Annotated in this window: 21 protein-coding genes, 2 pseudogenes and 1 riboswitch; of the genes and pseudogenes, 16 read left to right on the top strand and 7 right to left on the bottom strand. The window is 55.7% G+C overall.

Translation table 11 applies throughout. The features are described 5' to 3' along the window. Positions 1-279: 279 nt before the first annotated feature. The 3 genes from ygfK (at position 280) to PU683_RS09595 (ending at position 6,274) form a co-directional block, all read left to right on the top strand. Complete coding sequence (ygfK, locus tag PU683_RS09605; RefSeq protein WP_277171268.1) at positions 280-3,384, top strand: putative selenate reductase subunit YgfK; 3,105 nt, start codon at positions 280-282, stop codon at positions 3,382-3,384. Continuing rightward, on the top strand, positions 3,381-4,715 hold the full coding sequence (gene ssnA, locus PU683_RS09600) for a putative aminohydrolase SsnA (RefSeq protein WP_277171267.1): 1,335 nt from the start codon (positions 3,381-3,383) through the stop codon (positions 4,713-4,715). Before ygfK ends, ssnA begins: the two co-directional genes overlap by 4 nt. Before the next feature lie 113 nt (positions 4,716-4,828). After that, the gene (locus PU683_RS09595) at positions 4,829-6,274 is read left to right on the top strand and encodes a nucleobase:cation symporter-2 family protein (protein WP_277171266.1); all 1,446 of its coding nucleotides are present in this window, start codon (positions 4,829-4,831) and stop codon (positions 6,272-6,274) included. A 35-nt stretch (positions 6,275-6,309) separates the two neighbouring features. Here the strand turns inward: PU683_RS09595 and PU683_RS09590 are convergent, their stop codons facing one another. Next, a complete protein-coding gene (locus PU683_RS09590) occupies positions 6,310-7,761 on the bottom strand; it encodes an MFS transporter (RefSeq protein ID WP_277171265.1) in 1,452 nt (483 codons plus the stop codon). 103 nt (positions 7,762-7,864) lie between these two features. Between PU683_RS09590 and PU683_RS09585 the strand changes: the two genes are divergently transcribed. Then, positions 7,865-8,659 (top strand): helix-turn-helix transcriptional regulator, encoded by a 795-nt coding sequence (locus PU683_RS09585; protein ID WP_277171264.1) that lies wholly within the window; start codon positions 7,865-7,867, stop codon positions 8,657-8,659. Here the strand turns inward: PU683_RS09585 and PU683_RS09580 are convergent. Continuing rightward, positions 8,629-8,910, bottom strand: a pseudogene (locus tag PU683_RS09580) (helix-turn-helix domain-containing protein); the annotation flags it as partial. The gene PU683_RS09585 and the pseudogene PU683_RS09580 overlap by 31 nt on opposite strands. A 60-nt stretch (positions 8,911-8,970) precedes the next feature. Between PU683_RS09580 and PU683_RS09575 the strand changes: the two are divergent. Next, positions 8,971-9,431 (top strand): annotated as a pseudogene (locus tag PU683_RS09575) (glutamine amidotransferase); the annotation flags it as partial. Here the strand turns inward: PU683_RS09575 and PU683_RS09570 are convergent. Beyond that, entirely contained in the window at positions 9,388-10,134 is a 747-nt protein-coding gene (locus PU683_RS09570) for a helix-turn-helix transcriptional regulator (RefSeq protein WP_277171263.1), read from the bottom strand. The pseudogene PU683_RS09575 and the gene PU683_RS09570 sit on opposite strands and share 44 nt — an antisense overlap. Positions 10,135-10,192: 58 nt before the next feature. Between PU683_RS09570 and PU683_RS09565 the strand changes: the two genes are divergently transcribed. The 3 genes from PU683_RS09565 (at position 10,193) to yajD (ending at position 12,326) form a co-directional block, all read left to right on the top strand. Continuing rightward, entirely contained in the window at positions 10,193-10,555 is a 363-nt protein-coding gene (locus tag PU683_RS09565; protein WP_277171262.1) for a VOC family protein, read from the top strand. A gap of 123 nt (positions 10,556-10,678) precedes the next feature. Further along, positions 10,679-11,857, top strand: coding sequence for an alpha/beta hydrolase-fold protein (locus PU683_RS09560; protein WP_277171261.1), 1,179 nt, complete (start codon positions 10,679-10,681; stop codon positions 11,855-11,857). A 121-nt stretch (positions 11,858-11,978) separates the two neighbouring features. Continuing rightward, positions 11,979-12,326: an HNH nuclease YajD gene (gene yajD, locus PU683_RS09555; protein WP_023479696.1), complete on the top strand. Its 348-nt coding sequence runs from the start codon at positions 11,979-11,981 to the stop codon at positions 12,324-12,326. Positions 12,327-12,454: 128 nt separating this feature from the next. Here yajD and cspE read toward each other — a convergent pair whose 3' ends face one another. Then, complete coding sequence (cspE, locus tag PU683_RS09550; RefSeq protein ID WP_023479762.1) at positions 12,455-12,667, bottom strand: transcription antiterminator/RNA stability regulator CspE; 213 nt, start codon at positions 12,665-12,667, stop codon at positions 12,455-12,457. Between the two features lie 426 nt (positions 12,668-13,093). Beyond that, a riboswitch (M-box (ykoK) riboswitch) is annotated at positions 13,094-13,271 on the top strand. Positions 13,272-13,326: 55 nt separating this feature from the next. Between cspE and PU683_RS09545 the strand changes: the two genes are divergently transcribed. The 3 genes from PU683_RS09545 (at position 13,327) to PU683_RS09535 (ending at position 17,400) form a co-directional block, all read left to right on the top strand. Beyond that, complete coding sequence (locus PU683_RS09545; protein ID WP_277171260.1) at positions 13,327-14,340, top strand: magnesium transporter; 1,014 nt, start codon at positions 13,327-13,329, stop codon at positions 14,338-14,340. A gap of 147 nt (positions 14,341-14,487) precedes the next feature. Further along, a complete protein-coding gene (locus PU683_RS09540; protein WP_277174254.1) occupies positions 14,488-14,898 on the top strand; it encodes an ASCH domain-containing protein in 411 nt (136 codons plus the stop codon). A gap of 570 nt (positions 14,899-15,468) precedes the next feature. Beyond that, a complete protein-coding gene (locus PU683_RS09535) occupies positions 15,469-17,400 on the top strand; it encodes a methyl-accepting chemotaxis protein (protein ID WP_277171259.1) in 1,932 nt (643 codons plus the stop codon). A gap of 88 nt (positions 17,401-17,488) precedes the next feature. Here PU683_RS09535 and PU683_RS09530 read toward each other — a convergent pair whose 3' ends face one another. After that, the gene (locus PU683_RS09530) at positions 17,489-18,421 is read right to left on the bottom strand and encodes a LysR family transcriptional regulator (protein WP_277171258.1); all 933 of its coding nucleotides are present in this window, start codon (positions 18,419-18,421) and stop codon (positions 17,489-17,491) included. Positions 18,422-18,513: 92 nt separating this feature from the next. Here PU683_RS09530 and PU683_RS09525 point away from each other — a divergent pair, with 92 nt between their 5' ends. Then, positions 18,514-18,990 (top strand): GNAT family N-acetyltransferase, encoded by a 477-nt coding sequence (locus PU683_RS09525; protein WP_277171257.1) that lies wholly within the window; start codon positions 18,514-18,516, stop codon positions 18,988-18,990. 468 nt (positions 18,991-19,458) lie between these two features. Here the strand turns inward: PU683_RS09525 and PU683_RS09520 are convergent, their stop codons facing one another. Together PU683_RS09520 and PU683_RS09515 are read right to left on the bottom strand one after the other, a co-directional pair. Further along, on the bottom strand, positions 19,459-20,298 hold the full coding sequence (locus PU683_RS09520; RefSeq protein ID WP_277171256.1) for a TraB/GumN family protein: 840 nt from the start codon (positions 20,296-20,298) through the stop codon (positions 19,459-19,461). A 163-nt stretch (positions 20,299-20,461) separates the two neighbouring features. Beyond that, entirely contained in the window at positions 20,462-21,361 is a 900-nt protein-coding gene (locus PU683_RS09515) for a LysR substrate-binding domain-containing protein (protein WP_277171255.1), read from the bottom strand. Between the two features lie 153 nt (positions 21,362-21,514). Here PU683_RS09515 and PU683_RS09510 point away from each other — a divergent pair, with 153 nt between their 5' ends. From PU683_RS09510 to PU683_RS09495, 4 genes are all read left to right on the top strand, one after another. After that, a complete protein-coding gene (locus tag PU683_RS09510; protein ID WP_277171254.1) occupies positions 21,515-22,060 on the top strand; it encodes a sugar ABC transporter in 546 nt (181 codons plus the stop codon). Further along, a complete protein-coding gene (locus PU683_RS09505; protein ID WP_277171253.1) occupies positions 22,053-22,379 on the top strand; it encodes a hypothetical protein in 327 nt (108 codons plus the stop codon). The genes PU683_RS09510 and PU683_RS09505 overlap by 8 nt, the downstream gene beginning before the upstream one ends. A gap of 13 nt (positions 22,380-22,392) precedes the next feature. Beyond that, a complete protein-coding gene (locus tag PU683_RS09500; protein ID WP_277171252.1) occupies positions 22,393-23,232 on the top strand; it encodes an MBL fold metallo-hydrolase in 840 nt (279 codons plus the stop codon). A gap of 500 nt (positions 23,233-23,732) precedes the next feature. Then, on the top strand, positions 23,733-25,973 hold the full coding sequence (locus PU683_RS09495; protein ID WP_277171251.1) for a hypothetical protein: 2,241 nt from the start codon (positions 23,733-23,735) through the stop codon (positions 25,971-25,973). Positions 25,974-25,992: the final 19 nt, after the last annotated feature.

The following is a 25,992-nucleotide window of genomic DNA, read 5'->3' as shown; positions in this document are numbered from 1 at the left end:
ACTGACTGTTTTAATACGCAGCGGCAGGTCGAACATTATCACTCTGATATTTTCTCTGCGCTTTTTGAGAAAATGAAAATCACGCCCGCCTGAGAATGGCCTGAGAGCCACTTAACAGAGACTCTGCAACCGGCACAACTTTAGATGCACCTCACACTTTCACGCTCTTTCAACCACTTAAACAAGGAGTGGTGTGATTGTTGCTTCCCCTCTCCCCGCCGCTGCGATGAAGAATAATGCGGCAATGTCGTTTATCTGAATAAGCCAGAGGAGAGGGTTATGGGAGATATTATGCGCCCCGTGCCGTTTGAAGCACTGCTGACGCGTATTTTTGAGGAGTATCAGAGCCAGCGGTCAATATTTGGCATTCCCGAACAGCAATTCTATTCAACCGTTCATTCGCGGCCCATCACGGTATTTGGCGAAAGCTGCGCCACCCCGCTTGGCCCGGCCGCAGGGCCGCATACACAGCTGGCGCAAAATATTATTACCGCCTGGCTGACCGGCGGGCGCTTTATCGAATTAAAAACCGTGCAGATCCTCGACCGCCTCGAGATTGAAAAACCCTGTATTGATGCCGCAGATGCCGGTTTTAATACCGAGTGGTCGACGGAGTTCACCCTGACAAAAGCCTGGGATGAGTATCTGAAAGCCTGGTTTGTGCTGCACCTGCTCGATGCGGTGTTCCCGCAAACGCCGAAGAGAGATGAGAAGTCGTTTATTTTTAATATGAGCGTTGGTTACAACCTCGACGGGATCAAGCAGCCGCCGATGCAGACCTTTATCGCCCGTATGATGGATGCCTCAACGGAGCCGAAATTTCACCTCTATCGCACCACCCTGCATCACTGCCTGAATAACGCCGATTTTCTCGCCCGCCTGCCGCCCCATGCCCGCTCGGCCAGGCTGCAATCCCTCTCTGAGCGCATTCCCGCTACGCTGGTGCAGGGCGTGACGCTCTCCACCATGCACGGCTGCCCGCCGGATGAGATTGAAGCCATCTGCCGCTATATGCTGGTGGAGAAGCGACTCAACACCTTCGTCAAACTCAACCCAACGCTGCTGGGCTACGGGTGCGTACGCGAGATCCTCGACCGCTGCGGTTTCGAGGAGATCTTGCTCAATGAGGAGTCCTTCGCCCACGACTTACAGTTTGCCCCGGCGGTGGCGATGCTGACGCGGCTGATGGCGCTGGCGGCAGAGCAGCAGCGCGGCTTCGGCGTCAAACTGACCAACACCCTCGGCACGGTTAATAACCGCGGCGTATTGCCAGGCGGCGAGATGTATATGTCCGGCCGCGCCCTCTTTCCGCTCGCCATCAATGTTGCCGCCCGGCTGTCGCGCGCGTTCGACGGCAAGCTGCCCATCTCCTACTCCGGCGGTGCCAGCCAGCTCACCATCCGCGACATCTTCGAGACCGGCATTCGCCCCATCACGCTGGCAACGGATCTGCTAAAACCGGGCGGCTACCTGCGTCTTACCGCCTGTCTGCGCGAGCTGGAGCAGTCGAAGGGTTGGGAGATGACCTCTATTGATGTTGCGCGGCTCGACGCGCTGGCCGAGCGCGCCATAACCATGGAGTACACGCAGAAAGCGTGGAAGCCGGACGATCGCATCGATGTCGCCAGCCCGCTGCCCGCTACAGACTGCTATGTTGCGCCCTGCGTCAGCGCCTGCGCTATCAAACAGGATATCCCGGAGTATATTCGCCTGCTCGGCGAGGGGCGCTACGCCGATGCGCTGGCGTTGATTTACCAGCGCAACGCCCTGCCGGCGATGACCGGCCATATCTGCGATCACCAGTGTCAGTACAACTGCACGCGCCTTGATTATGAGAGCGCGGTGAATATTCGTGAGCTGAAAAAGGTGGCGCTGGAAAAGGGGTGGGAGGAGTACCAACGCCGCTGGCATAAACCGGCGGGCTCCGGCACGCGTCATCCAGTGGCGGTGATCGGTGCCGGGCCTGCCGGGCTGGCTGCCGGTTACTTTCTCGCCCGCGCCGGGCATCCGGTAACGCTGTTTGAGCGCGAAGCGAGCGCTGGCGGCGTGGTGAAAAATATCATTCCACCGTTTCGTATCCCGCCGGCGCTGATTGAGCACGATATTGATTTCGTGGTGCAGCACGGCGTGAAGATTGTCTACGGCTGCGACCCACACCTGACCGTGGCGCAGCTGCGCCAGCAGGGTTTTCACTATGTGCTGGTGGCGACCGGCGCGGATAAGAGCCGCGCGGTGGAACTGGGGCGCGACAACCCCAATATTTACGCATCGCTGGCATTCCTGCGCGCCTTTCACCGCGGCGAGCCTTTGCAGCCGGGTAAGCATGTGGCGATTATCGGCGCAGGCAACACGGCGATGGATTGCGCCCGTGCGGCGCTGTGCATACCGGGCGTCGAGCGGGCAACCGTCGTTTATCGCCGCTCGCGCAAAGAGATGCCCGCCTGGCGCGAAGAGTATGAGGAGGCGCGTCGAGCGGGCGTTGAATTCGCCTGGCTGAGCAATCCGGAGCAGTTTGCGCCAGATGGCACGCTGACGCTGCGCGTGATGCAGCTCGGTGAGGCTGATGACCAGGGGCGACGCCAACCGCAGGCCACCGGGAAAACACGCACGATGCAGGTTGATAGCGTAATCACCGCCATCGGCGAGCAGCAGGATAGCGCGGCGCTGGCGGCATTCGGCCTGCCTGTTGATGAGAAGGGCCGCGTGGCGGTGAACACCGATGGTGAAACGCGCCTTGCCAACGTCTTTTTGATTGGCGATGTGCAAAACGGCCCGGCGTCGATTGTTGCCGCTATCGGTAATGCGCGGCGGGCAGCAGAGGCGATCCTCGCACGTGAAAGTGTCGCCAGCCATCAGCAGAGCAAATACTGGAGCAATGTTGACCCGGCGGAGATTTACCAGCGCAAAGGCGATATCGCCCTGGCGCAGGTGGACAATGCCGATCGCGAAGCGTTTGTCGCGCAGGAGGCGAGCCGCTGCCTGGCGTGTAACTACATTTGCAGCAAATGCGTCGATGTCTGCCCGAACCGGGCAAATATCTCGCTGCCAATCCCCGGCTTCAATAACCGTTTCCAGACCCTGCATCTCGATGCCTGGTGCAACGAGTGCGGCAACTGCGCGCAGTTCTGCCCGTGGCAGGGCAAACCCTATCAGGACAAAGTGACCCTCTTCAGCCTCGAAGAGGATTTCCTCAATAGCCGCAATCCCGGCTTTTTCATCGATAACCAGCGCGTCTATATCCGTCAGCATGACCAGCAGTGGCAGCTCGATATCGATGCGGGCGGCCATTTCGGCGAGGTGCCACCGCAACTGGAGGAGATGTGCCGCATTATTGGCCACGTTCACCAGCACCATCACTATCTGCTTAGCGAGGTAGAACTATGAGTATCACCATCCTGAAAAATGCCACCGCCGCGCAGCTCTTTCCGGCGAAAGTGTGGCAGCAGGTCGATATCGCGATTAACGATGATCTGATCCTCGCCGTCGATAGCGGGCTGGAGCAGCGCTATATGGACGCAAAGGTGATTGAGATGCAGGGCCGGCTGGTGATGCCCGGTCTGGTCTGCGCCCATAATCACTTCTACTCCGGTTTGTCGCGCGGCATTCAGGCGAAAATCGCTCCCAGCCCCGACTTTATCTCGACGCTGAAAAACCTCTGGTGGCGGCTCGACCGGGCCATCGATGCCGAGTCGCTCTACTACAGCGCGCTTATCTGCTCGCTGGAAGCGGTGCGCAGCGGCTGCACGGCGGTCATCGATCATCACGCTTCGCCGACCTATATCGCCGGTTCACTCAGCCAGCTGCGCCGCGCTTTCCTGACCGTGGGGCTGCGCGGCATGACCTGCTTTGAGACCACCGACCGCAACGAGGGGCTGCGCGAGTTGTGCAAAGGCGTGGAGGAGAATATCCGCTTTGCCCAGGAGATCGACGCAGCACGGCAAAAAGAGCAAGAGCCTTATCTGGTCGAAGCCTGCATGGGTGCCCATGCGCCCTTCACCGTGCCGCACGAAGGGCTGGAGATGCTCAGTGAGGCGCGGAAAGCGACCGGGCGCGGGCTGCATATTCATGTCGCCGAGGATCGCTATGATGTCGCCCACAGTCATCACCATTACGGAAAAGATCCGCTGGAGCGGCTGGCAGAGTACAACCTGATTGACGACAAAACCCTTATCGCTCACGGGCTCTATCTCTCCGACATCGATATCTCGCTCCTCAACGCTCACGATGGTTTTCTGATCCACAACGCCCGCTCAAACATGAACAACCACGTCGGTTATAACCACCGGCTGGCGCAGTTTCGCCATTTTGCGCTCGGCACCGATGGCATCGGCTCCGATATGTTTGAAGAGATAAAGTTCGCCTTCTTCAAGCACCGCGATGCGGGCGGCGCGCTGTGGCCAGAGAGCTTTGCCCGCGCGCTCTATAACGGTAACGAGGTGCTGAACCGCAACTTCAACGCCCGCTTTGGTCGTATCGAAGCGGGGTATAAAGCGGATTTGACCATCTGCGACTATCTGCCGCCTACGCCGCTTATCGATGCCAATGTCGCCGGGCATCTGGCGTTTGGCCTTGGTTCCAACAGCGTCCATAGCGTGATGGTTAACGGCAGGATGATTTATCAGGATCGCCGCTTTACCCTCGACTGCGCGCCGCTCTTTGCCGAGGCGCAGGCGGTGGCGAAACGGCTATGGGCAAGGATGGATGCCCTGAACTGACCCCGCCCGCCCGCCTGGCAGAGCAAGCCTGGCGGGCAGGCGCTACATGGTAAGGTTGGGTGCACATCGACGTCTCCTTTTGTCACCCGACCCGCACAGGAGAGTGAGAGCTCATGAAAGAGAGTGCTATATCGGCTTCGGCCGCATCCGTTGATGAGGTTCTGCCTGTTACGCAGATGTTTTTTTATGGCCTGCAACATGTGCTGGTGATGTATGCCGGTGCGGTGGCGGTACCGCTAGTGGTGGGCAACGCGGTGGGGCTGCCCGCGGAACAGATTATTTTGCTCATCAGTGCCGATCTGTTTATTTGCGGCGGCGCAACGCTGATGCAGTCGCTGGGGGTGACGCAGTGGCTCGGCTGTCGGCTGCCGCTGATTCAGGGTTGCACTTTCGCCGCGCTCATCCCGATGGTGCTGATCGGTAAAGAGTATGGCCTTGGAGGCATCTCCGGGGCGGTGATGGTCTCGGGGGTCTTTATCCTCTGCTGCGCACCATGGATCAGTAAGCTGATCCGCTTTTTCCCCAAGGTGGTGATGGGCAGTATCGTCACGCTTATCGGCCTGTCGATTCTGCCCGTCGCCGGTGGCTGGGTCGGTGGGGGCGCAAGCGATATGCGCGGCTTTGGCGACCTGATTTCACTCCTGATGGCCGCCGTGACGCTGGTGGTGATCCTCAATATCTACACCTTCGCCTCCGGGGTGGTTAAAAACACCTCGGTGTTGATTGGGCTGGTGATCGGCACCCTGCTGTGGAGCGTATTTAAACCGCTCGATTTTCAGCAGGTGGAGGCAACGCCCTGGCTGCATCTGCCGCAGGCGCTGCCATTTGCGAAACCGGAGTTTCACCTGCTGCCCGTCGCACTGCTGTCGATGGTGATGGTGGTGGTCATGGTGGAGACGATGTCGTCGATGATAGCGACCGGCGATATTGTCGGTAAAAACGTCGATGCCCGGATGCTGCGTAACGGCCTTAATACCTGCGGGCTGGCGACGACAATCTGCGGATTGTTTAACCTCTTCCCCTATGCCGCCTTTGCGCAAAATGTCGGGCTTATCGGCCTCACCGGCGTGCGCAGCCGTTTTGTCGTTGCCATGTCGGGGGTGATTTTGATGCTGATGGGGCTGTTTGCCAAACTGGCGGCGCTGGTGGTGCTGATCCCCAAACCGGTGCTGGGCGGCGCGGGGATTGTGATGTTCGGCATGGTCGCCGTCTCGGGCATTCGCACACTCGGGCAGGTCGATTATCGCAACAACAATAACGGCATGGTGGTGGCGCTGACGCTCGGGCTGGGGATGATGCCGGTGCTGGTGCCAACGCTGTTTACCCAGTTTCCGCCCACGGTGCAGCTGTTTCTGCACAGCGGTATTACCATCGGCACGCTGACGGCGATTGTCGCCAACCTGACCCTCAACGGCAGCGCGCCGTTTAAATTCGCCCATCACGCCCCTGCCCCCGACCCGCTGCCGCCCAGCGCCGCAGCGCGCAATGTGGCGGTGCGCACCGTGAGAATGTGGCTGCTGCTGCGTAAAGTGCAAAAAGAGCGCCAGGAGAAAGCGTGATCCGCCCACGCGCTGGCGGGCGGTGTTACCGCTATCTACACTGCCCGCCGCTGCATGGCCAGCGCCAGCAACAGCAGGCAGATCGCCACCGAGACGGCCAGATTACAGAGCATGCCCGCAACAAACGCCGAGGCGTACTGCTCCGCCTGTGCAACTGACCCGGCATCGCGCAGGGCGGTATTGAACAGCATCGCCACTACCGCCACGCCCAGCGCGGCTCCCACCTGCTGAACGGTGGAGATGATGCCGGAAGCCATGCCGGATTGCGCTTCGTCAACGTAGCCGAGCACCAGATTGAGCAGCGGCGTCATGATCGCCCCCTGCCCGGCACCGACAATGACCAGCACCGGGATCAGCCTCACGGGGTCCAGCTGCGCCCCCGCCATCGCCACCTGGGCAATCAGCGCGGCAATAAACAGCGCGTAGACCAGCGCCCCGCCGATAATCGCCCCGATGCCCCAGCGCGCCACCAGCCTCGGTGCGGCGAGCGATGCCAGCACAAAGCCGACGCTGCACGGCGCGAAAACCAGCCCCGCCTGTAACGGATCCAGCCCAAGCCCTTTTTGCACCAGCAGGGCAAAACAGAGAAAGAAGGAGCTGGAGGTGGAGTAGATCAGCAGCACCAGCACCACGCCGAGCGCAACATGGCGCTGTGCCAATAAGCGCATATCAACCAGCGGCTCTCTTCCGCGGATGCGACGCTGCTCCTGCTGGTGATAAAAAAGCACCAGCAGCGCCGCAGCCGCGCCCACTGACCAGAGCGTCCACGCGGGCCAGCCTTGCGTGGGCCCCTCGATTAACGGCACCAGTAACAGTGAGAGCGCTATGCTTACCAGCAGCACACCGCGCATGTCGAGCAGCGGTTTTTGCGGCGCGAAAGATTCGGGAATAGCGCGAGCCGCAATGATGGCAATAGTGCCAACCGGGACGTTAACCAGAAAGATAGTGCGCCAGCTCAGGCCAAAGAGATCGGCATAAATCAAAGCGCCACCCAACACTTGCCCGGCAATCGCCGCCAGCCCGAGCGTCATGCCGAGCAGACCAAACGCACGGCGTCTGTCGTTGCCGTCAAAGTTGACACGAATCGAGGCGTAGACCTGCGGGAAGAGCAGCGCCGCCGCCAGGCCCTGTAATACGCGGGCGGCGATCAACGTCTCACTGCTTGTTGCCAGGCCACACAGTGCCGACGCGAAGGTAAAGCCAGCCATACCCGTGACAAAAAGGCGACGCCGACCAAAGCGATCGCCGAGCCGCCCGCCGGTAATCAACACCACACCAAAGGCAAGCTCGTAGCCGGCGACAATAAAACTAATTTGCGCGAAGCTGGCACCCAGCCCGCTCTGAATACTCGGGATGGCAACATTGACCACGAAGAGGTCGAAAATGGTGACAAAACCTGCCAGCAGCAGCACGCCTAAGCCCGCCCAGGGTGGCGCGGCGGCGGTCATGCAATCGCAGGAGATCGCAGCACAAGGAGAGGATTTCATAGCGTATTTCCATTATCAGCGAAGTGTGCGACGATTCTCCCTGCTTTATTAAGCTGTTACAATTTAACCACTTATACTATTACTTTTAGCAACGAGAACCGTGATGCGAACTCTGCAACGAACCCGCCCCGACCTGGCGGCCTTTTTACGCGCGCACCGCCAGCGCTTGTCGCCTGCCGATGTCGGCCTGCCCAGCGGCAACCGACGCCGCACGCCCGGGCTTCGGCGCGAGGAGGTGGCAGCGCTGGCCGGTGTCGGTTTAACCTGGTATACCTGGCTTGAACAGGGGCGCGATATTGGCGTGTCTGCGCAATTTCTCGATAACCTGGCGCGCGTGCTAAAGCTGGATGCGGCCGAGCGCCGTCATCTCTTTATGCTCACCCACGCGCGTCCACCAGCCGAGCCGGGCAAAACCTGGTGCGTGCTGCCGCCGCTGGTGCGCCGGCTGATGCACGATCTCCCCCACCCCGCCTTTGTGCTCAACCTGCGCTGGGATGTGCTGGGCTTTAACGCTCCGGCAGAGGCGCTTTTCGGCTTTAGTCGTCACGCGCCCGAGCGGCGTAACCTGCTCTGGCTGCTGTTCACCGATCCGCTGCTGCAGAAACGTTTTGTCGCCTGGGATGAGCAGGCTCCGCTAATGCTGTCGAGTTTTCGCCGCGACTTCGCCCGCGCCAGCCAGAGCACCGATATTGTCGAACTGGTGGACGAACTGGAACGCGTGTCGCCAGAATTCAACCGCTGGTGGCGACAGCATGAAGTACACGCCCCATGCAACGGCGTGCGCGATTTGTGGCTTGCAGACCGTTCCGTGCCGTTTGAGCACACTACGCTGATTATCGACGAAGATCGCCACCTGCGGCTGGTGGTTTATGCCCAACAACAGGAAGGTGTTGAGTAGAAACTCACGCAAAGCCGCCAGGTCAAAACGTCGTGGGGCGTGGCTCCAGGAATCGCCCGGAACGCGGCAGTGAAGGCGGTGGGACACGAAAAGCCGAGCTGATAAGCGACCTGCTTCACCGGAATACCGTTGGAGAGCAGCTACAGCGAGACGCAGATGCGTGCCCGCGGTTTCCAGCTTCTGAAGCGGAAACCGGTGTCGCGAATAAACTGGCGCGAGAAGGTGCGTTCCGACATCGCCGCAATCTGCGCCCGCTCGCGCCTGGTGAAGTTGCTGCATTCAGCAATCAGCGAGCGGCTGAAGTAGAGGGTGGCTCGCAATTCATTGGCGAGGCGCTGGGCGCAGCTTACGCGCAGAGCCCGCAGAAGGAGACCGGTAAATTTCCTGTTACCCTGACCGCAGCGGGCAAAAATCACCCCTCTTTGCCCATTTTCCTGAAACGCTGGCAGTCGGGCACTGGCATAACGATATGCCGGGCCTGACGGCGGACGCACAAGTGCTTGCCTACAGTGAAGGGTGCCCACGCCAGATTGTCGCCTACAGGGATGGCGTGTTCGGCTTCCCGTGCCATATGGCGTTAACGCCTGACGTTGTCGAGCAGCTTATCGCCCACTGCGAAGCGGATCTCAGCCGCGCTGCGCAATACCGTTTTGTCGAAACAGCTGAAGCGCTGCGCGCCCATGATTACCGCGAGATGAACGATATGCTGTGGCTGTTTCTCGACAAGCTTACGGCGCATTACTCTGGCGCAGCGCAGACACCGCGCCGCTGATCTCATCAAGCGTATCGCGTCCTGCCTCGCGCCACATGCGCAGCAGGCGCTGGCGCGAATGGGGCGCGGCGCTCTCAAGCAGCTGCACGGTCTCAATCTGCGCCACAGCGAAGTGGCGAAAATCGCCGCGGGTTTCACACCATGCGGCGAGCAGCAGATCGCGGGATAAGTAGCCGAGGGCGAAAGGCCAGATCACGCGCTCACTGCGGTTTCCCTGGCGGTCGGTATAGCGAATGCCCACTTTCACCTGTCGCCTGATGGCGGCGCGCAGCCCGGCAACATGCTGGCTTTCAACCGCCGTTTCCGCCCTTCCCACCAGCAGCGTGGCGTGTTCAAACAGCGACTGCATCGGCGGCGGGATGCTCTGCATCACTTTGCCCGCCACCTCTTTTGCCGCCTTGCCAATCTCCGCGTCGCCATAGGTCGCCACCCAGCGCAGGCCGAGCGCCAGCGCATCCAGCTGCTCCGGGGTAAACATCAACGGCGGCAGCAGATAGCCCGGTGCCAGCAGATAGCCGGTGCCCGCTTCGCCCTGAATATCCGCCCCCTGCGCGCGCAGCGTGGCGATATCGCGATAGAGCGTGCGCAGGCTGATGGACAACTCCTCCGCCAGGCTTGCGCCGCTCACCGGATAGCGTTGGCGGGCAAGGATTTGCAAAAGCGCGAGCAATCTCGCGGCACGCGTCGGTCCTGATGCTGACATGTTTTGTCACTCCTCCCTGCAATACTCACTCCCCACCACCTTGAGGAGAGAAGTGCCAATGATACCGAATTTATTCATCCTGTATGTTTCCGACCCACAGCGCAGCAGCGATTTTTACCAGACGCTGTTTCAGCAGGCACCCGATGTGGTGCTGCCCACCTGGGCGGCGTTCTCCTTCGCCAACGGGCTTAACCTCGGGTTGTGGTCCACCCGCGCCGCCGATTTTCTCTCCGGCGGCGAGGGCAACCGCATGGAGATGAGTTTTATGGTGCAGGATAGCGCGGCGGTTGACGCGCTTTACCAGCAGTGGCTGGCGCTGGGCGTTGAGATCGAGCAGCCGCCCGCGCAGGCGGTTTTCGGCCGTACCTTTGTCGCCCGCGATCCGGACGGCCACCGCATCCGGGTCTGTATTCCGGATTAGTGGTGCTGCGGGCTGTTCGCAGCCCCAGGAGATGGTATTGTTTTTATCCCTTACCGGATGTTCGCCGGGCTTACTGCTTGATGCCCGGCTAACGTGCCTGATAACGATAAAAAAGGATCAACAATGCAACGAAACCTCGCCTGCCTGACACTCGCTATCGCCGCCCTGCTCGGCACCTCAACGCTGCCGGCGTTGGCCGCACCGCTTCCGGTCACACCGGATCAATCGGTGCCGGTCAGTCACTACATTACGCAGGTCAACACTGATAAGAGCGTCACCTTTCGCCTCTTCGCGCCGGGCGCAAAGCGCGTCTCGGTGGTCACCGGCTCCAGCCCGGACAGCTATGTGTCACACGATATGCGTAAAGATGAGCGCGGCGTCTGGTCGTGGAAAAGCGAAGTGCTCGCCCCCAATCTGTATGAGTATTACTTCGACGTGGACGGTTTCCGCTCGGTCGATACCGGCAGCCGTTTTCAGAAACCGCAGCGCCAGGTAAACACCAGTTTGATTCTGGTACCGGGCTCTATGCTGGACGACCGCGCGGTGGCGCATGGCGATCTGCTGACAGTGACCTATCACGCGAAAGCGCTGCGCGCCGAGCGTCGGATGTATGTCTGGACACCGCCGGGTTATGACGGCAAAGGCGAGCCGCTACCGGTGCTCTACTTCTATCATGGCTTTGGCGATACCGGCCTGTCGGCGATTGACCAGGGCCGCCTGCCGCAAATCATGGATAACCTGCTGGCGGAGGGGAAAATTAAGCCGATGCTGGTGGTAGTGCCAGATACGGAGACGGATATTACCGGGGCGATCCCGGAGAACTTCCCGCCAAAAGAGCGGCGTAAGGAGTTCTATCCCCTGAATGCGCAAGCCGCCGATCGCGAACTGATGCAGGACATTATTCCGCTGGTCGATAGCCGCTTTAACGTGCGTAAAGATGCCGACGGGCGTGCGCTGGCTGGCTTATCGCAGGGTGGCTTCCAGGCGCTTTACTCCGGGATGCACCATCTTGAGCACTTTGGCTGGCTGGCGACCTTCAGCGGCGTGACCACCACAACGGTGCCGGATGCCGGTATTACCCGCCAGCTTGATAACGCGCAGGCGGTGAATAAGCAGCTGCACAACTTCACCGTCGTGGTCGGCGAAAAAGACGCCGTTACCGGCAAGGATATCGCCGGGCTGAAAAAGGAGCTGGAGAGCAAGGGCGTCCATTTCGACTACAAAATGTACCCGGGCCTCAATCATGAGATGGATGTCTGGCGCCCGGCCTACGCCGAGTTTGTGCAGAAAGTGTTTAAGTAACGGCAAGCGCCTTCTCATCCTCCGGGGAGGCGCAGACGAAGAGAATAGGTTGAACTCGCAGGCCCGGCAGGCTAGCCTGCGTCAACAAATACTCTCTTTTAAAACACAGGTAATGTCGGCAATGGCTTTAATCCCTAAGAACTACGCGCGGCTGGAAAGCGGCTATCGTGAGAAAGCACTCAAAATCTATCCGTGGGTGTGTGGACGCTGCTCGCGGGAGTTTGTTTACTCAAACCTGCGGGAACTGACGGTTCATCACATCGATCACGATCACACCAATAATCCGGAAGATGGCAGCAACTGGGAGTTGTTGTGCCTCTTTTGCCACGATCATGAGCACTCGAAGTACACCGAGGCGGATCAGTATGGTACGAATGTGATTGCGGGAGAGGATGCGCAGAAGGACGTGGGCGCGGCGACCTATAACCCGTTTGCGGATTTAAAGTCGATGCTGGGCAAGAAGAAGTAAGTTTTCGTGAAACGTAAGCCATAAAAAAACCCGCGCATGGCGGGTTTTTTTCATTATCATCAGCACTTCTTACTGCTCAGGCTATCGCCATCATCGCGGTTGTAAGGCTTGCTGATAATCAGCGCGGCTTACAGGGCAGTCACGTTGCCAGCTGCAGGGCCTTTAGCGCCGTTTTCGATGGTGAAGGAAACTTTCTGACCTTCATCCAGGGTTTTGTAGCTGTCGCTCTGGATTGCAGAGAAGTGTACGAATACATCTTTGCTGCCGTCGTCCGGAGTGATAAAGCCAAAACCTTTATCAGAGTTGAACCATTTTACTAAACCAGTCATTTTATTAGACATAGATATTTCCTTAATAGATGAGCCACTTAGCGCGGCGGTAATGGCCTGTAATTAGAGAGTATCTTATTTGGCACTTAGGAGGAGGCTCACGAAGAAGGGTATCTTTGGATAACTCTTGAACTGAGGACTGCTTTACTAAAACTGCTTTCATAAGGTCTGTCTTCCAAACCGATGGCGCTATTAAGACACAGCAAATTTCATTTGGCAACGTCTAAGTTTAACTATTTTAACCGCTTACACGCCCGGATGGCTGCCTGTCAGAGGCTGAAGGCTTGAGCGGTGCGGGCTCAGCCCCTTAAGCCAAACGGCAAATTTTTTGCATTTATCGCGTCATACAGAAACGTTTTTGCGAACTTAAACGCTCCCTCAATCATCTGCATGTTCACATTATCCCCTGCGAAATAGAGGGGTATAATCCCGCCCGCAGTTCGATCTTGTTATGGCGAGGCTCCTGAGCAAAAACAAGTTACCGCCCTGATGGTGTCGAGAGAGACCACACAGGGAAATACAGGCATCCATCGAATCAAGGTGTTGCCAAGGTAACTTCCGACGTTTTTTCGCGGATACGTTGCTCAGTGCTAAAACCGGGACGTAGGGATCTTCATCTATATATTCCTGTCTTGTTCGCCCTGTAAGCAGTTTTCTATAGGGAACGTTGTATGTCACATATTTATACTCACGGCGCACATTACTCAGAGGCGCAGCAGGCTGGCGATAAGCTTGCCCACTATATGTCTGCCGATTTTATTGCCCTGTCTGACGACATGACTGTTGAAGAGGGTCGCTCGACATTTTTGCAACAGATTAGCGATGATTACTTTCCGACATACGTTTTTATCGTATGCGGTGCGATGCTGCGCGGTGCCCTGCCCATCAGAGCGTTGTTGCAGGAGGAGAATGTCGCGAAGCCGATTACCTCGTTGATGACCAGCGATCTGGTTCACGCCGCGCCTGATGATACGCGCCATGAAACGGCCCGGCTGATTGAAAGCCGGGGCATGACGCTGATTCCGGTCACGGAACACGGCAGGCTTGTTGGCTGCCTGGCAGAGAAAGAGATTGCGCACCTGCTCGCCGATGAAGCGACAGAGGATGCCCAGCGTCAGGGGGCAACCTTGCCGCTGGAAAAGTCGTATCTGGAGATCACCCCGGTCGGGTTATGGAAAAAGCGTGCGCTCTGGCTGTTGCTGCTGTTTGTCGCGGAAGCTTATACCAGCAGCGTGATCCAGCACTTTGAAGAGGCGCTGGAATCGGCGATAGCGCTGGCCTTCTTCATTCCGCTGCTGATCGGTACAGGGGGCAATAGCGGGACGCAAATCACCTCTACGCTGGTGCGCGCGATGGCGCTGGGCGAAGTCAAAATGGCCGACATGGGCCGGGTGATTCGTAAAGAGATGACCACGGCGCTGATGATTGCACTTACCCTCGCCGCAGCCGGATGTCTGCGTGCGTGGATGATGGGCATCGGCCAGGAGATCACCTTAATCGTCAGCCTGACGCTGCTCTGCATCACGCTGTGGAGCGCTGTGGTCTCTTCTGTGATCCCGATGGTGATTAAACGCGTCGGTATCGATCCGGCGGTAGTCTCTGCGCCGTTTATTGCCACGCTGATAGATGGCACCGGCCTGATTATCTACTTCAAAATTGCGCAATATTTTCTTGGGCTGAGCTGAAAACCGTCACCCTCCTCTCTTTACAGAACGCGCTGGCTTAATCCGTCGGCGCGCTCTGCTCCCCTTCCCCCCAATTCTCGGCGCATTCATTGCGTATAGAGACGTGCTATCGTCAGCCATTAATCGATGGTTAAAACAGGGTTTATGATGAGCACGATCGAACAATTAAAAGCAAAGTATCCCGGCGCGCAGGCGTGGCAGATCGGCGACAGCCCGGCGCTTGCTGATGAACTGGCGGCATTAGTGGCCAGCGGCATCAAAACCGCCTCCTGTGGTGCATTCGCCTGGTGGCAGACAGAAGCGTCCGCCCCCAAACTCGGCAGCTACAATATTATTCTCAACGGCCAGGGTGAGCCGGTGTGCGTGATCCGCATCATCTCGCTGCGCCTGATGCGTTTTTGTGATGTCACCGAAGCGTTTGCCCGTAAAGAGGGTGAAGGCGACTTAAGCCTCGAATACTGGCGCAAGGAGCATCAGCGCTTTTTCAGCGCAGCCGGGATCTTCTCTGAAGAGATGGAGCTGGTGGCCGAGGAGTTTGACGTCGTTGAGCGTGTTTGAATGACGCCGCATCGCGCGGCGTTTACCCCGGATTTCCACCTGCAGTCATAAAGCGTGCCGACATGCATAATCCTATTAAAAATGAGTTAAACATTTATCCCCGCCCTTATAAAAAATAATTTAGTAATTATTTTTAAATAACACTACTCTGCGTAGGATTATTATCTGAGTGCGACTCATTATCATAAATATAATCACCAATGCCGCCCTGTTACCTAATTATTATACTTACCAACTTTAAATAAAAGCAGTGATTATCGGCACGGCAAATAAAAACTTTATGCTTTTATTTAAATAAAAAAATAACCATTAATTGACGTGAATGTTTCAGCAAAAAACCCCAAAAATAAAATCACAAACCATTGATTTAAAAAGCAATGATTAAATAGGTTTAATTAAAAAATTTAAACTATTTACTTCATGGACAATTAACAATGCGTATCTATAATTCTTTTGTCGCCAGAATTCTTTAAATTAAAACCTCCTAAATATAGGGGGTAAGTTTTATTGTGAGCGCATTAACCATCTTAAAAACACCAGATTAAAACATTACAAATACCAGGGTAAAAAATGAAAAACCTATTAAATAAAATTAACCTTTCCACGAAATTTATGGTGCTGGGTATCATTTCACTTCTCCTCTTTGCGCTACCGACGGCTCTATTTGTTAATGAGAGCAGCGAGAAAGTGCAGGCAAAACAAGTTGAACTGAAAGCGATTCCGGTTGAGAAAAAGCTGTTAAAGCTGCTTAACCTGATTCAGCGCCACCGCGCCGAGTCGGCTATTGCGGTTACGCAAGGAAACCCTGCTTATCCTCCGCGCATTGCGCTGCGTGACCAGGTCAACGTGCTGGCTGATGAGATCAGAAAAGATATCGTGGCAGAAAGCCCGGACGCACACCCTTTACAGCAGCTCGACAAGGTTAATCAGCAGTGGCAGGCGCTGCAAAACCAGATCGACAGCCGCAGCCTGACCGCGCCGGAAAGCCTGGTCTCTCATGCTGCGCTTATCCGCAGCCTGCTGGATTTCAATATCGACGTGCTGGATTTCTATGGCCTGTCGCTGGACTCCGATTTAGATACCTCGCAACTGATTACGGCTGCGCTCTATCATCTGCCTGAACTGACCGAAACCCTGGGGCAGATCCGTGCCAGCGGCACCTCACTGCTGGCGAAGAAGGATGGCATCAGCGAGGCCGACAACGCCCGCATGGAGTTTCAGATTGGCAACGGCGAAAAAGCGCTGCAGCTGTTTGACGTCGGCATGAAGAAATACCTGACCGGCAATGAAGAGATCCGCAACCTGTTTGGGCGTAAAACGGAAGGTGCGATTCAGGGGGCAACCCAGGCGCTCTCCACCGCCCGCGAGATCTTTATTACCCATTCGCGCCCGGCGATGGCACCGACGGAGTACGTGGCGATCTTTACCGAAGCCATCAACAACTTCACCGTGCTGGGTAACGGCATGAGCGATGAGCTCTCGCAACAGTTAACTAAACAGATTTCGGCGCAGCGTAGCGCACAGATCACCCTGCTGGCGGTGCTGATCTGCAGCGCGCTGTTGGGTATTACCCTGACGGTGTTTATTATTCGCTCAATTACCGGCCCGGTTAATGAAGCGGCACGTATCGCGCAGGAAGTGGCAACCGGCGACCTCACCTCCCGCATTGCCGTCACCGGCAGTAATGAGATGAGTGCGCTGTTGCAGTCCCTGATGGCGATGAGCGAACACCTCTCATCGCTGGTAAATGATATTAAGAACAACGCCGTGACCATTGCGACCTCCTCTGAAGAGATTGCCAGTGGCAACAGCGATCTCTCCTCACGCACCGAGGAGCAGGCCGCTTCGCTGGCGCAGACTGCCGCCAGTATGGAGCAACTCGCCTCGATTATTCAGCAAAACGCGGATAACACTCGCCATGCCGCGTCGATGGCAGGCTCAGCGACCAGTGCCGCACTGCTCGGCGGCGAGGCGATGGAGTCCGTGCTGGCTTCAATGCATAAGATCAGCAACAGCGCCGGACAGATTGAAGAGATTATTACCGTGATTGACGGCATCGCCTTCCAGACCAATATCCTGGCGCTGAACGCCGCAGTTGAGGCGGCCCGCGCCGGCGAGCACGGTAAAGGGTTTGCCGTTGTCGCCTCTGAGGTGAGAGCCCTGGCGCAGCGTTCCGCTGTGGCGGCGAAAGAGATCAAAGAGCTGATTGAAAACTCGGTCAGCGATGCGCAGTCCGGCATTAAGATGGCGGAAAACGCCGGTGACAAAGTGAAGCAGAGCGTTAGCGCTATCGAGCAGACCTCAATGCTGATCAACGAAGTCTCCGCCTCTTCTGCCGAGCAGAGTTCCGGGGTGTCGCAGATTAATATCGCGGTGAGCCAGATGGATCAGGTGACGCAACAGAACGCCGTGCTGGTTCAGCAGTCGGCCTCTTCGGCAGACGACCTCGCCGAACGCGCGGCGCGCCTGCGCCAGCTGGTAGCCGTCTTCAGAACGCAGTAATCTCTGCGGCTCAGAATGAAACCCGTTCTGAGCCGTTAACCCCAACGCCGCCCGGATCGTCAGGCGGCGTCCTATCCTTTCTTCTGTTTCAACGCCCGCTTTTTATCTCCTGCGCCAGCGTTTGCAGCGTCGCCTGTAACCAGCTTGTCGCGCCTCGCTTGCCGCTGCGCTTATGGGAGTAGATCTTCACTTCGAACGGCGCGATGTCGAAGGGCAAGGCAAACAGTGCGATATCCACGGCGGGCATCAGTTGCTCGGCGGCAAAACGCGGGATCGCCATCAGCAGATCGCTCCGGGCAACGATAAACGGCGCGCTCAGCATCGATGGCGTTTTGAGCGCTATCTGTCGCGTATACCCCATCTGCTCAAGTTGTAAATCAATCACCCCCTGCTTCTCATTCCACGGCGTCACCACCAGATGCCGCGCGGCAAGATAATCATCAAGGTTCAGCGCGGAGCGGCTTTTGTTGCTGATAACGACATACTCATCCCTGAACCAGTCGATCTCATCCAGCTCCGGGTGGCGAACCGCATCCGGCGTGCTGAAGCCCAGCGCCAGGTCCACCTCGCCGGCCAGTAATTCGGTGAGCGCCGGGCTGTGCGGAAGGTATATCAGATCAAAACCGAGGCCGGGCGCGTCGTGTTGCAGTTTTTCCATCAGGGCCGGGAAGATGCTAAACGCGGTGAAATCGGTGATGGCGATCTGCAAACGTTCCGTCGTCGTGGCGGGTGAGAACTGCGGCTGCGGCGTCAACTCCTGGTTAAGGAATTTCAGCGCCGAGGCGATTGAGGGTGCAAGCTGGGTGGCATAGACGCTGGGGCACATCCGGTGCCCCTGCCGGTAAAAGAGTGGATCATTGAGGGCGGTGCGCAGCCTTGAGAGCGCATGGCTGAGCGCTGAGGTGCTCATCGCCAGCTCATCTGCTGCAAGGCGTACCGAGCGGTAACGGTAGACGGCGTCAAAAACCGGCAGCAGGTTCAAATCAAGACGCCGCAGCGCCGGATGCATAATATTCATCATTATGTGAGTTCATTGCACTTAATTCTTCAGACAATACCCCTTATGCTTAGCGCCAGCAATCTCACCGCTTGATAACACGAACAGGAAAACCGATGAGCCTTACCATTCGCCCGGCCTGCCCGGAAGACGCACGCGCTATTTACGACATGATTTATGAGCTGGCCGTGTATGAAAAAGCGCCGCAAGAGGTGGTCACTACCCCCGATGAGATCCGCGAAACACTGTTTGGCGCGGGCAGCAATACTGAAGCGTTAATCTGTGAAATCGCGGGGAAAATCGTCGGTTATGCCGTCTTCTTCACCAGCTACTCCACCTGGCTGGGCCGCAACGGTATCTATATGGAAGATCTCTATATCTCCCCGGATTATCGCGGCCAGGGCGCGGGCAGAGCGATGCTAAAACAGATCGCGCAGTACGCCGTTGCGCGCCGCTGCGGTCGCCTCGAGTGGAGCGTGCTCGACTGGAACCAGCCGGCAATTGATTTTTACCATAGCATCGGTGCGCTGCCGCAATCTGAATGGGTACGCTACCGCCTTGATGGCGACGCGCTGCTGAAGTTTGCTGAATAAATGCCATTCACCGCCGCAGCGTGGCGGGCTAAACGCCCTACTCCGCTGCGGTGATTTTGTGATAACAGCGCTTAACAGCGACAGGTGGTTTGACCTGGTAAGCGGCGCTGGATTATAGGTATAGCGGGTACTATTCACTCGAACACCGGATTGAACCCTTAAGCAGCGGCCAGAGCAGAGTGTCTATGCCATCAGCCTACAAGAGACGTGCGCGCAGGCTTTCGGCGAAGGCATCAGCGCCGACACCCCCGGCATGATGGCGGGCTGGCGGAATAGCTGGCTGAAACAGGTGTACGGTAAAAGAGATCGCGCCGCCAGTTGTTGGTTGAGTTGCGCGATGTTTGCTTCCGATACAGGTTAGAGAAATATTTATTGGGTCTGCTTTGAGCGAGGAGATGACATTAATAAGCGGGACTCTTAAACCCTTTTGATATGTAATTTTATAATTAATAATTTTTTACATTTATCTTATACCAACGCCGGAGGATGTACTTCTTTGAATATAATACAGCCCTCATATTGCCTTTTGGGTGTTACTGTTTCACGTTCGAAAGCATGATGCCATGTAATGCAATCATCCGGTATTTTTGCCTCTGTAAGTAAAATACAGTTATCCGCTCCCGCGAAATTTTCCAGCGAAAATAGGTCATTTATATTAAAACTGAATGGCGTTAAATTATTGTGTAAAGCAGTACCGCTTCTTGCGAGTTGAGCAACAGAGCAGCTTTGCTGAGGGAAAAATTCCTCGAAGTTTTCCCGTACTGATTTCAACCTCAGATCTCCCGTCTCCAGGCTACCAAAGCGTTTGATATGCAGATTATGGAGCATGATCAACATGCGATGTTCAGGATAGTTTGAGGCTAACCTAATCAATTGTTTAGCCATTCGGAGGTCACGCCATTCAAAGAAAGTTTGTGATGACTTAGCCTTAAGATAATCATCAATTTCTCGCATGCGTGTCGAATGCCATTCTCGGGGAAATTCATTTAAAGAGCGACGGGGAATACAGTCAATACCAAGACAGGGAATTTTTCTTTTTATAGCCCAGGTGAGAAGATCTCTCATCTCTTGAGTCCGCATAATAAGTGGGAAATTTTCAAGACGAGAACTGGCATCTTCCTTGCGTTGATGCGAAAGGAACATCCCGCTGCTATCGGCTTCAAATATTAAAACTGACAGACCGCTAAAATAACGCTCTGCAATTTCCATCCTTAATCCAGAAAATTCTGACACACCATGTATAGCTTCCCCCAGGAAAAGAAAACGCGTTCCTGAGAAAAGCTGTGACTCTTCAAGAGTATATTCCATAATCTATTTCATAAACTCATGCATCTAAAAGATAAATTTCATGCAATACATATACTTTCATTAGCAGTTATGAGCAAGCAGGCAGTACTGCAAATTAAAAATTAATGTAAGACCATGCACATAACGTCCACCTCTGGCACGAAGCGGATGTAACATTACAGCCTTAATCGGTACTGGTGAACGTATTCATTTCGCTAAGCAACCAACTTTCTAAACGCTCCAGTGCGGCCTCATTGATTCCCGTTTCCGTCGGTTTTATTAAACAGAATCTTTTGCTCAGGCTTTCTGATGCTGGCCACGGCGAAACAAGCGTGCCGCAACGCAACTCATTCTCGATATACATACGCGGAACCAGTGCAACGCCCTGCCCCGCCATCACGGCCGCGATGGCCATCTCATGCAGATCGTAGCGCGCGCCCTGCGCCGGGTTATAGAGGTAAATCCCACTCTCCTGCGCATAGCGATGCCATGCATCGGGATTCTGTCGGCGGTGAATGCGCGGAAGTTCGTTTAACTGCTGATTGACATCATCATGGGTTAAGAGTGCAGGATGGCACACAGGCAGCAGATTTTCCTGAAACAGAAATCGCATACGCATGCCTGCCCATGCGGAGTGTTCAAAATGGATAACCGCGTCAAAACCACTGCCAGGCAAAATAAAAGGATCCGTTCTGGCGGCAATATTTAAGGTTATCTCCGGGAACAGCGCGTTAAAGCGGTTCAGGCGGGGAATCAGCCAGCGGCTGGAAAAGGTCGGCAGGACAGCGATGTCCAGGTTTTGGCCCCCTTGCGGCATTCCCATTACATACTGCGTATCTCTCTCGAGCCGATCGAGCGTTTCACGCACGTGATGTGCATAGCGCGCACCGACCGGGTTAAGCTTTACCCGGCTTCCCACACGATCAAAGAGTTTACAGTCCAGCAGGGCTTCAAGACGCGCAATCTGGCGGCTAATGGCCCCCTCCGTTAACGACAACTCCTCTGACGCCCGGGCAAAATTTCCGTGCCGTGCAGCGGCATCAAACGCCTGAAGCGACGCAATACTGGGAATTTTCCTGCGCACAGAAGAGGCTCCTTGCTCTCACACTTATTGACTTAAAGTCACTGATGCGTGACATATTATCGTTTTTAAGCGGTAAAACCAGCTTGTAGCATGATGAAAAATCATTGAGCAAACCTGTTTGCTTGCGTTTACGACTCATGTGGAGATGGGCTGATGTTCTATACCGTGGAGTGCTCCTATACCGATGCTGAAAGCGAGGCTGAATGGAATGCGTTTTACAGCCAGCAAAAGCTCCCCGCATTAATCTCTGTTACTGGCTTTACGACCTCTCAACGCTTTCGTGCGCTCAACGCTGGCTGCCCTGCTTATCTTGCCATTCACACCGTTAATGATGCGGATGTGCTCAGCAGTGAGGAGTACCGTTTAAAAGGAGGCGGTAATTTCTCCCGTTGGCAGTCCTGCATTACTGACTGGCACCGTAACCTGTATGCCGGTGAAGGCCTCGCGCCGGCGCTCTCTGCCAATGACATTCTGCTTCTGAGCGCGAAGCCAATCGGCTTTCTGGAGAGCGAATTAGGCTATCGCGGGCTGGAAATGCAGGCGGTGGCGCTGGATAAAACCCCTGCATACCGCATGGCCTATTTTTTGCCTGCTGCAATTGCTTCGCCCTTTACGGACATGCCCGGAGTGTATCTCTACGAGAGCCTTACACCGCAGTTGCAGAGCAGTGAAAAAGGGACGCCACACCACCATGCCTAATCTGACTTTTTATATTTCTGAAAATCATGCTGACAAGTTTCAAAACCTTGATGCTTTAACCGACAGATGCAGCGCCCTCTGCTGTGACATCCTCGGCTCAGAACGCAAAAATGTGCATATCATTTTTATCAAGGTAAAGCCGGGCTGCGGGCAACCGGTGTATGCCGAGCTCTTTTACCGTCTCACTCCATGGCGAACCCATAAAGTGATGGAGAGCTTTATGCGTGAGCTGGATGTTGCCACGCAACAGGCCTCTGGCCTGACGGCCCGTATTCGCTGCTTTGGATCGCAAGCAGAACACCTTTTCGCCCGCAACTAACTCCGGGGTAGTGATGAGCCACGCTTTTCCGTTCCGCCAGATTGGCGATTTTCAAATAACCGCGCTGAGTGACGGCACCCTGGCAGCCAGCCTGGAGCTGTTGTCAGGCATTGAGAAAGCTGATGCGGATGCTATCCAGTGCAGTGCCGGCATTGATATGGCCGGTGATATCCATATTAACTGCTACCTTATTCGCGGCCGGGGGCGGATTATTCTGGTTGACGCTGGTGCAGGCGCGCTGAACAACATCGGTGGACAACTTATCGCCAGCCTTGCCGCAGCGGGTGTCAGCCCTGATGATGTCGATACCGTTTTATTGACACACTGCCACCCGGACCATATTGGAGGCCTGCTCAATGCTGAAAAAGAGCCGGTTTTTAAACGCGCTGAAATGATTCTCCACCCTCTCGAAGCAGAGCACTGGCGGGATGAAAGAAAACGCGCAAGCGCGAATGAACGCGGGCAGCGTAATTTTTTGCTGGTTCGGCAAACCTTAGACGCTTATGCCCCCAACCTCCGTTTTTTTAACGGCGAGAAGATAGCCGAAGGCATTCTCCCGGTATGGTTACCGGGCCATACGCCCGGTCATACCGGTTTTCGCATCGATTCGGAGAATGAATGCTTATTAATATGGGGAGATATTGTTCACTACCCGCATATTCAGTCAGCACAACCGGCCGTTTCTATCCTGTTCGATGTCGATCCCGCGCAGGCCGTGGAGACACGGAAGAGAATAATGGAGCAAGCGGCCAGCGAAAAAGTGCTCATTGCAGGCATGCACTTAAGTCAGACAGGGTTTGCCCGCGTTAGCAGAGAGGGCAGCGGATACCGTATTGATTACGCTGAAAAATGAGTGGGTAGCCTGGCTGGCGGAGAGGGACATTATGCCGCTGCGCCAGGCATTTATTGTCTCCTCACTTATCCTCTGAAGCTGACGAGGGATAAAAATTCCGTTACCAATCCTCCCCTTGATCACTCTGTATCGGGACAGACGAAACGATCTTTTCGCAGAAAGCTATCACGAGACAGCCTTATGAATGCCCGCTCTTTCAGTGACAAAATCAATGTCACTTCGCTGAGCCAACACATTGCCATTTTTACCGCTCCGTCGGCGCGTATCTGCGTCTCCCTTGCTTTAACGCCCCCTCTTTTGCCTCTCGCTTCCATCAAAATATATATTAATTTTGTTTATGTTTTTATACCACAAACGTGATTTCCTTATTACGAACCGGCACTAAAAAGCAACTGATTTAAAAGTAAAAATTGCTATTGAAAAGCCAGAATTGTCGGCGTACAGTAAAAACACTGTATATAAATACAGTATCAACCATCACTTACAGGACGACAAATATCATGGCTACTAATGAAAACAGCACTGCCATTACGGAAGTTGCCTCTTTCGCTGCACTGCGCGCACGTAAACCTGCAACCGAGGGTGAACGCGTTTTTCTGACCTCCTGGAATGCGCAGGCAGCCAGCGATCACTCCATCCGTTATGGCGAAGGATGGTTTATCGGAAACCTCGTTGCGGGCAGTGACGATGGCGGTTTTATCGCCAGCAACGGTGGGGCATATCACTGGCGACGCGATACGGATATTGAAGCGCTTACCGTTCACGACTTCGGCGCCGTACCGGGTGGCACCGTTGACTGCGCTCCTGCGGTCAAAGCGATGTACGAATTTATGAACGGCAGCGTTGCACGTGGCGCAACCAGCGATCTTTCCAGCAAAATTGGCGTCCGTTTCGGTGCGGGCACCTACCTGATTAAGCCGCTCGATATGCGCCGTTACGGCAAGAAGATCGCAGCCGATGACGCTGAACTGCCTTATAACCCAAGCGGTTACTTTGCCGCGGGCGACTTTGTCCTGCGTGGTGTGACCACCAGTTTCGGCAAACAGATTGCGACCCGCATTATCTCTGATAAATCCAGTTCAGCCGTGCTGGCCCTGAACCACCGTTATTTCTCCATTTACGGCATTGAGTGGGAGGGGCAGCAAACCGTCAAGCAGGATGAGAAGACCAACCTGTTGATTGGCGCCACGCTTGGGGTGTTTAACGATACCGCTTCCAACAAACAGCCGTTTATTACTAACGAATGCGTGGGCGGCACTTTTGCTAACGTCTCCTATTTCAAGGCCAGTAATACCGGCGAGGCGACGATTTACTATCTCGATAGCCTCGACAGTAAATTTAACCAGATTTACTGCAGCAGGGTGGCGGGCCCGGTTATCAAAGTTGGCTGGAGTAACCGCAAAGCAGGCTCGTGGGATCACTCCACGGCGATTGAGCTTTCTGAATTTAATTTCCAGTACTGTTATGCCCCGGCAATCTGGATCCCACGTCACGGCCAGGGTCTGATCCGCAACGGCTGGATTGAGCACAGCGCGGTGCCGATGGATATTAACAACGGCCAGTGGCTGATTGAGGCGCTGAGCATTGAATCATCCACTTATGACGCCGTGTTCTACAACTCGCGCGTTGTGATGTCGCAATGGTCAAACCCGACCGGCGTCAATTATGACCGTACCACCGAGCCGGGCAGCGATAAGTGGTTCAGCTACCCGAAAAACCCGGATGGCAGTGCGATCACCGCGAAGCTTTCCGCCTATGAAATGGGGATGTCACTGTTTCAAAATAACATTACTTATCTGGACAATCCGCTGCGCGCTAAGTGGCTGAGCGGCGTGCTGCGCGGCACCATTGACAGCAAAAAACTGTGGCTGAATATCGGTACGTTCCAGATGCCGCAAACCGGCACCCACTGGAAGATTGAGGTCGATTGCCGCAGCACTTACGGCAGCCTGGGCGGAAGCGGCCCAATGCCGGTCAATAACGATCGCGCTGCGGGAACGCTGCATATTCACGTTGCACGCGGTGCTGCGGATGTTCCGGCCGTGACCTACTGGATGGAGGGTGCGCCGGGCATTACCGAAGTGAAGTATATTGCTCAGGAGTACAACAAGCTGCTGCCGGGCTTGTGGATCAAACTTCCGGCGACCATTGGCGAGTATGCGGTGCACGTTCGCGGCACCGGTGAAACCAGCCAGGAGAGAGGGGAATGGGCCCTCTTTACGCCGGATGGTCAGGTGCAGGCTGAAGCACCGAACGGCGTGGACGCCGAACCCCGCGCCTCAATGCACAACGGTAAAGCGGGCTTTGGCGCGCAGGGTGATGTCGCGGCAATCAGTACCCGTTCGCAGGCCTCATCCAGCGTACCGGTTGAGCAGTCCAAGCCGCGCCAGTGGATGCGGGTAAATATCAACGGCGTTGAGTATGCGATGCCTTACTACGCCTTTACGCCGCAGATTAAGACCCAGCCGGCGGCAACCGTTTCTGTTGCCACAGGCGCTACGCTGAACCTGACCGTGGACGCCAATGATGCCGCCAGCTATCAGTGGCAGAAATCCACCAACGGCACCAGCTGGAGCACTATCTCCGGTGCCAACAAGGCGACATACAGTAAGGATGCCGTTGCCGCGGGCGATGCGGGGCAGTATCGCTGCGTGATCAAAGGGCAAGTTGGGGCAGTAGACTCCTCCGTGACGACCAATCAGGTGACAACCAACACGTCAGTGGTGACCGTCACGGCCTGACACGCCTGACTAAATAGAA

Origin of the sequence: Candidatus Kosakonia sp. 282A-S69 (assembly GCF_029433855.1) — a bacterium.
In the GTDB taxonomy this organism is placed as follows: domain Bacteria; phylum Pseudomonadota; class Gammaproteobacteria; order Enterobacterales; family Enterobacteriaceae; genus Kosakonia; species Kosakonia cowanii_A.
This window is presented reverse-complemented; position numbering and strand designations above follow the sequence as displayed.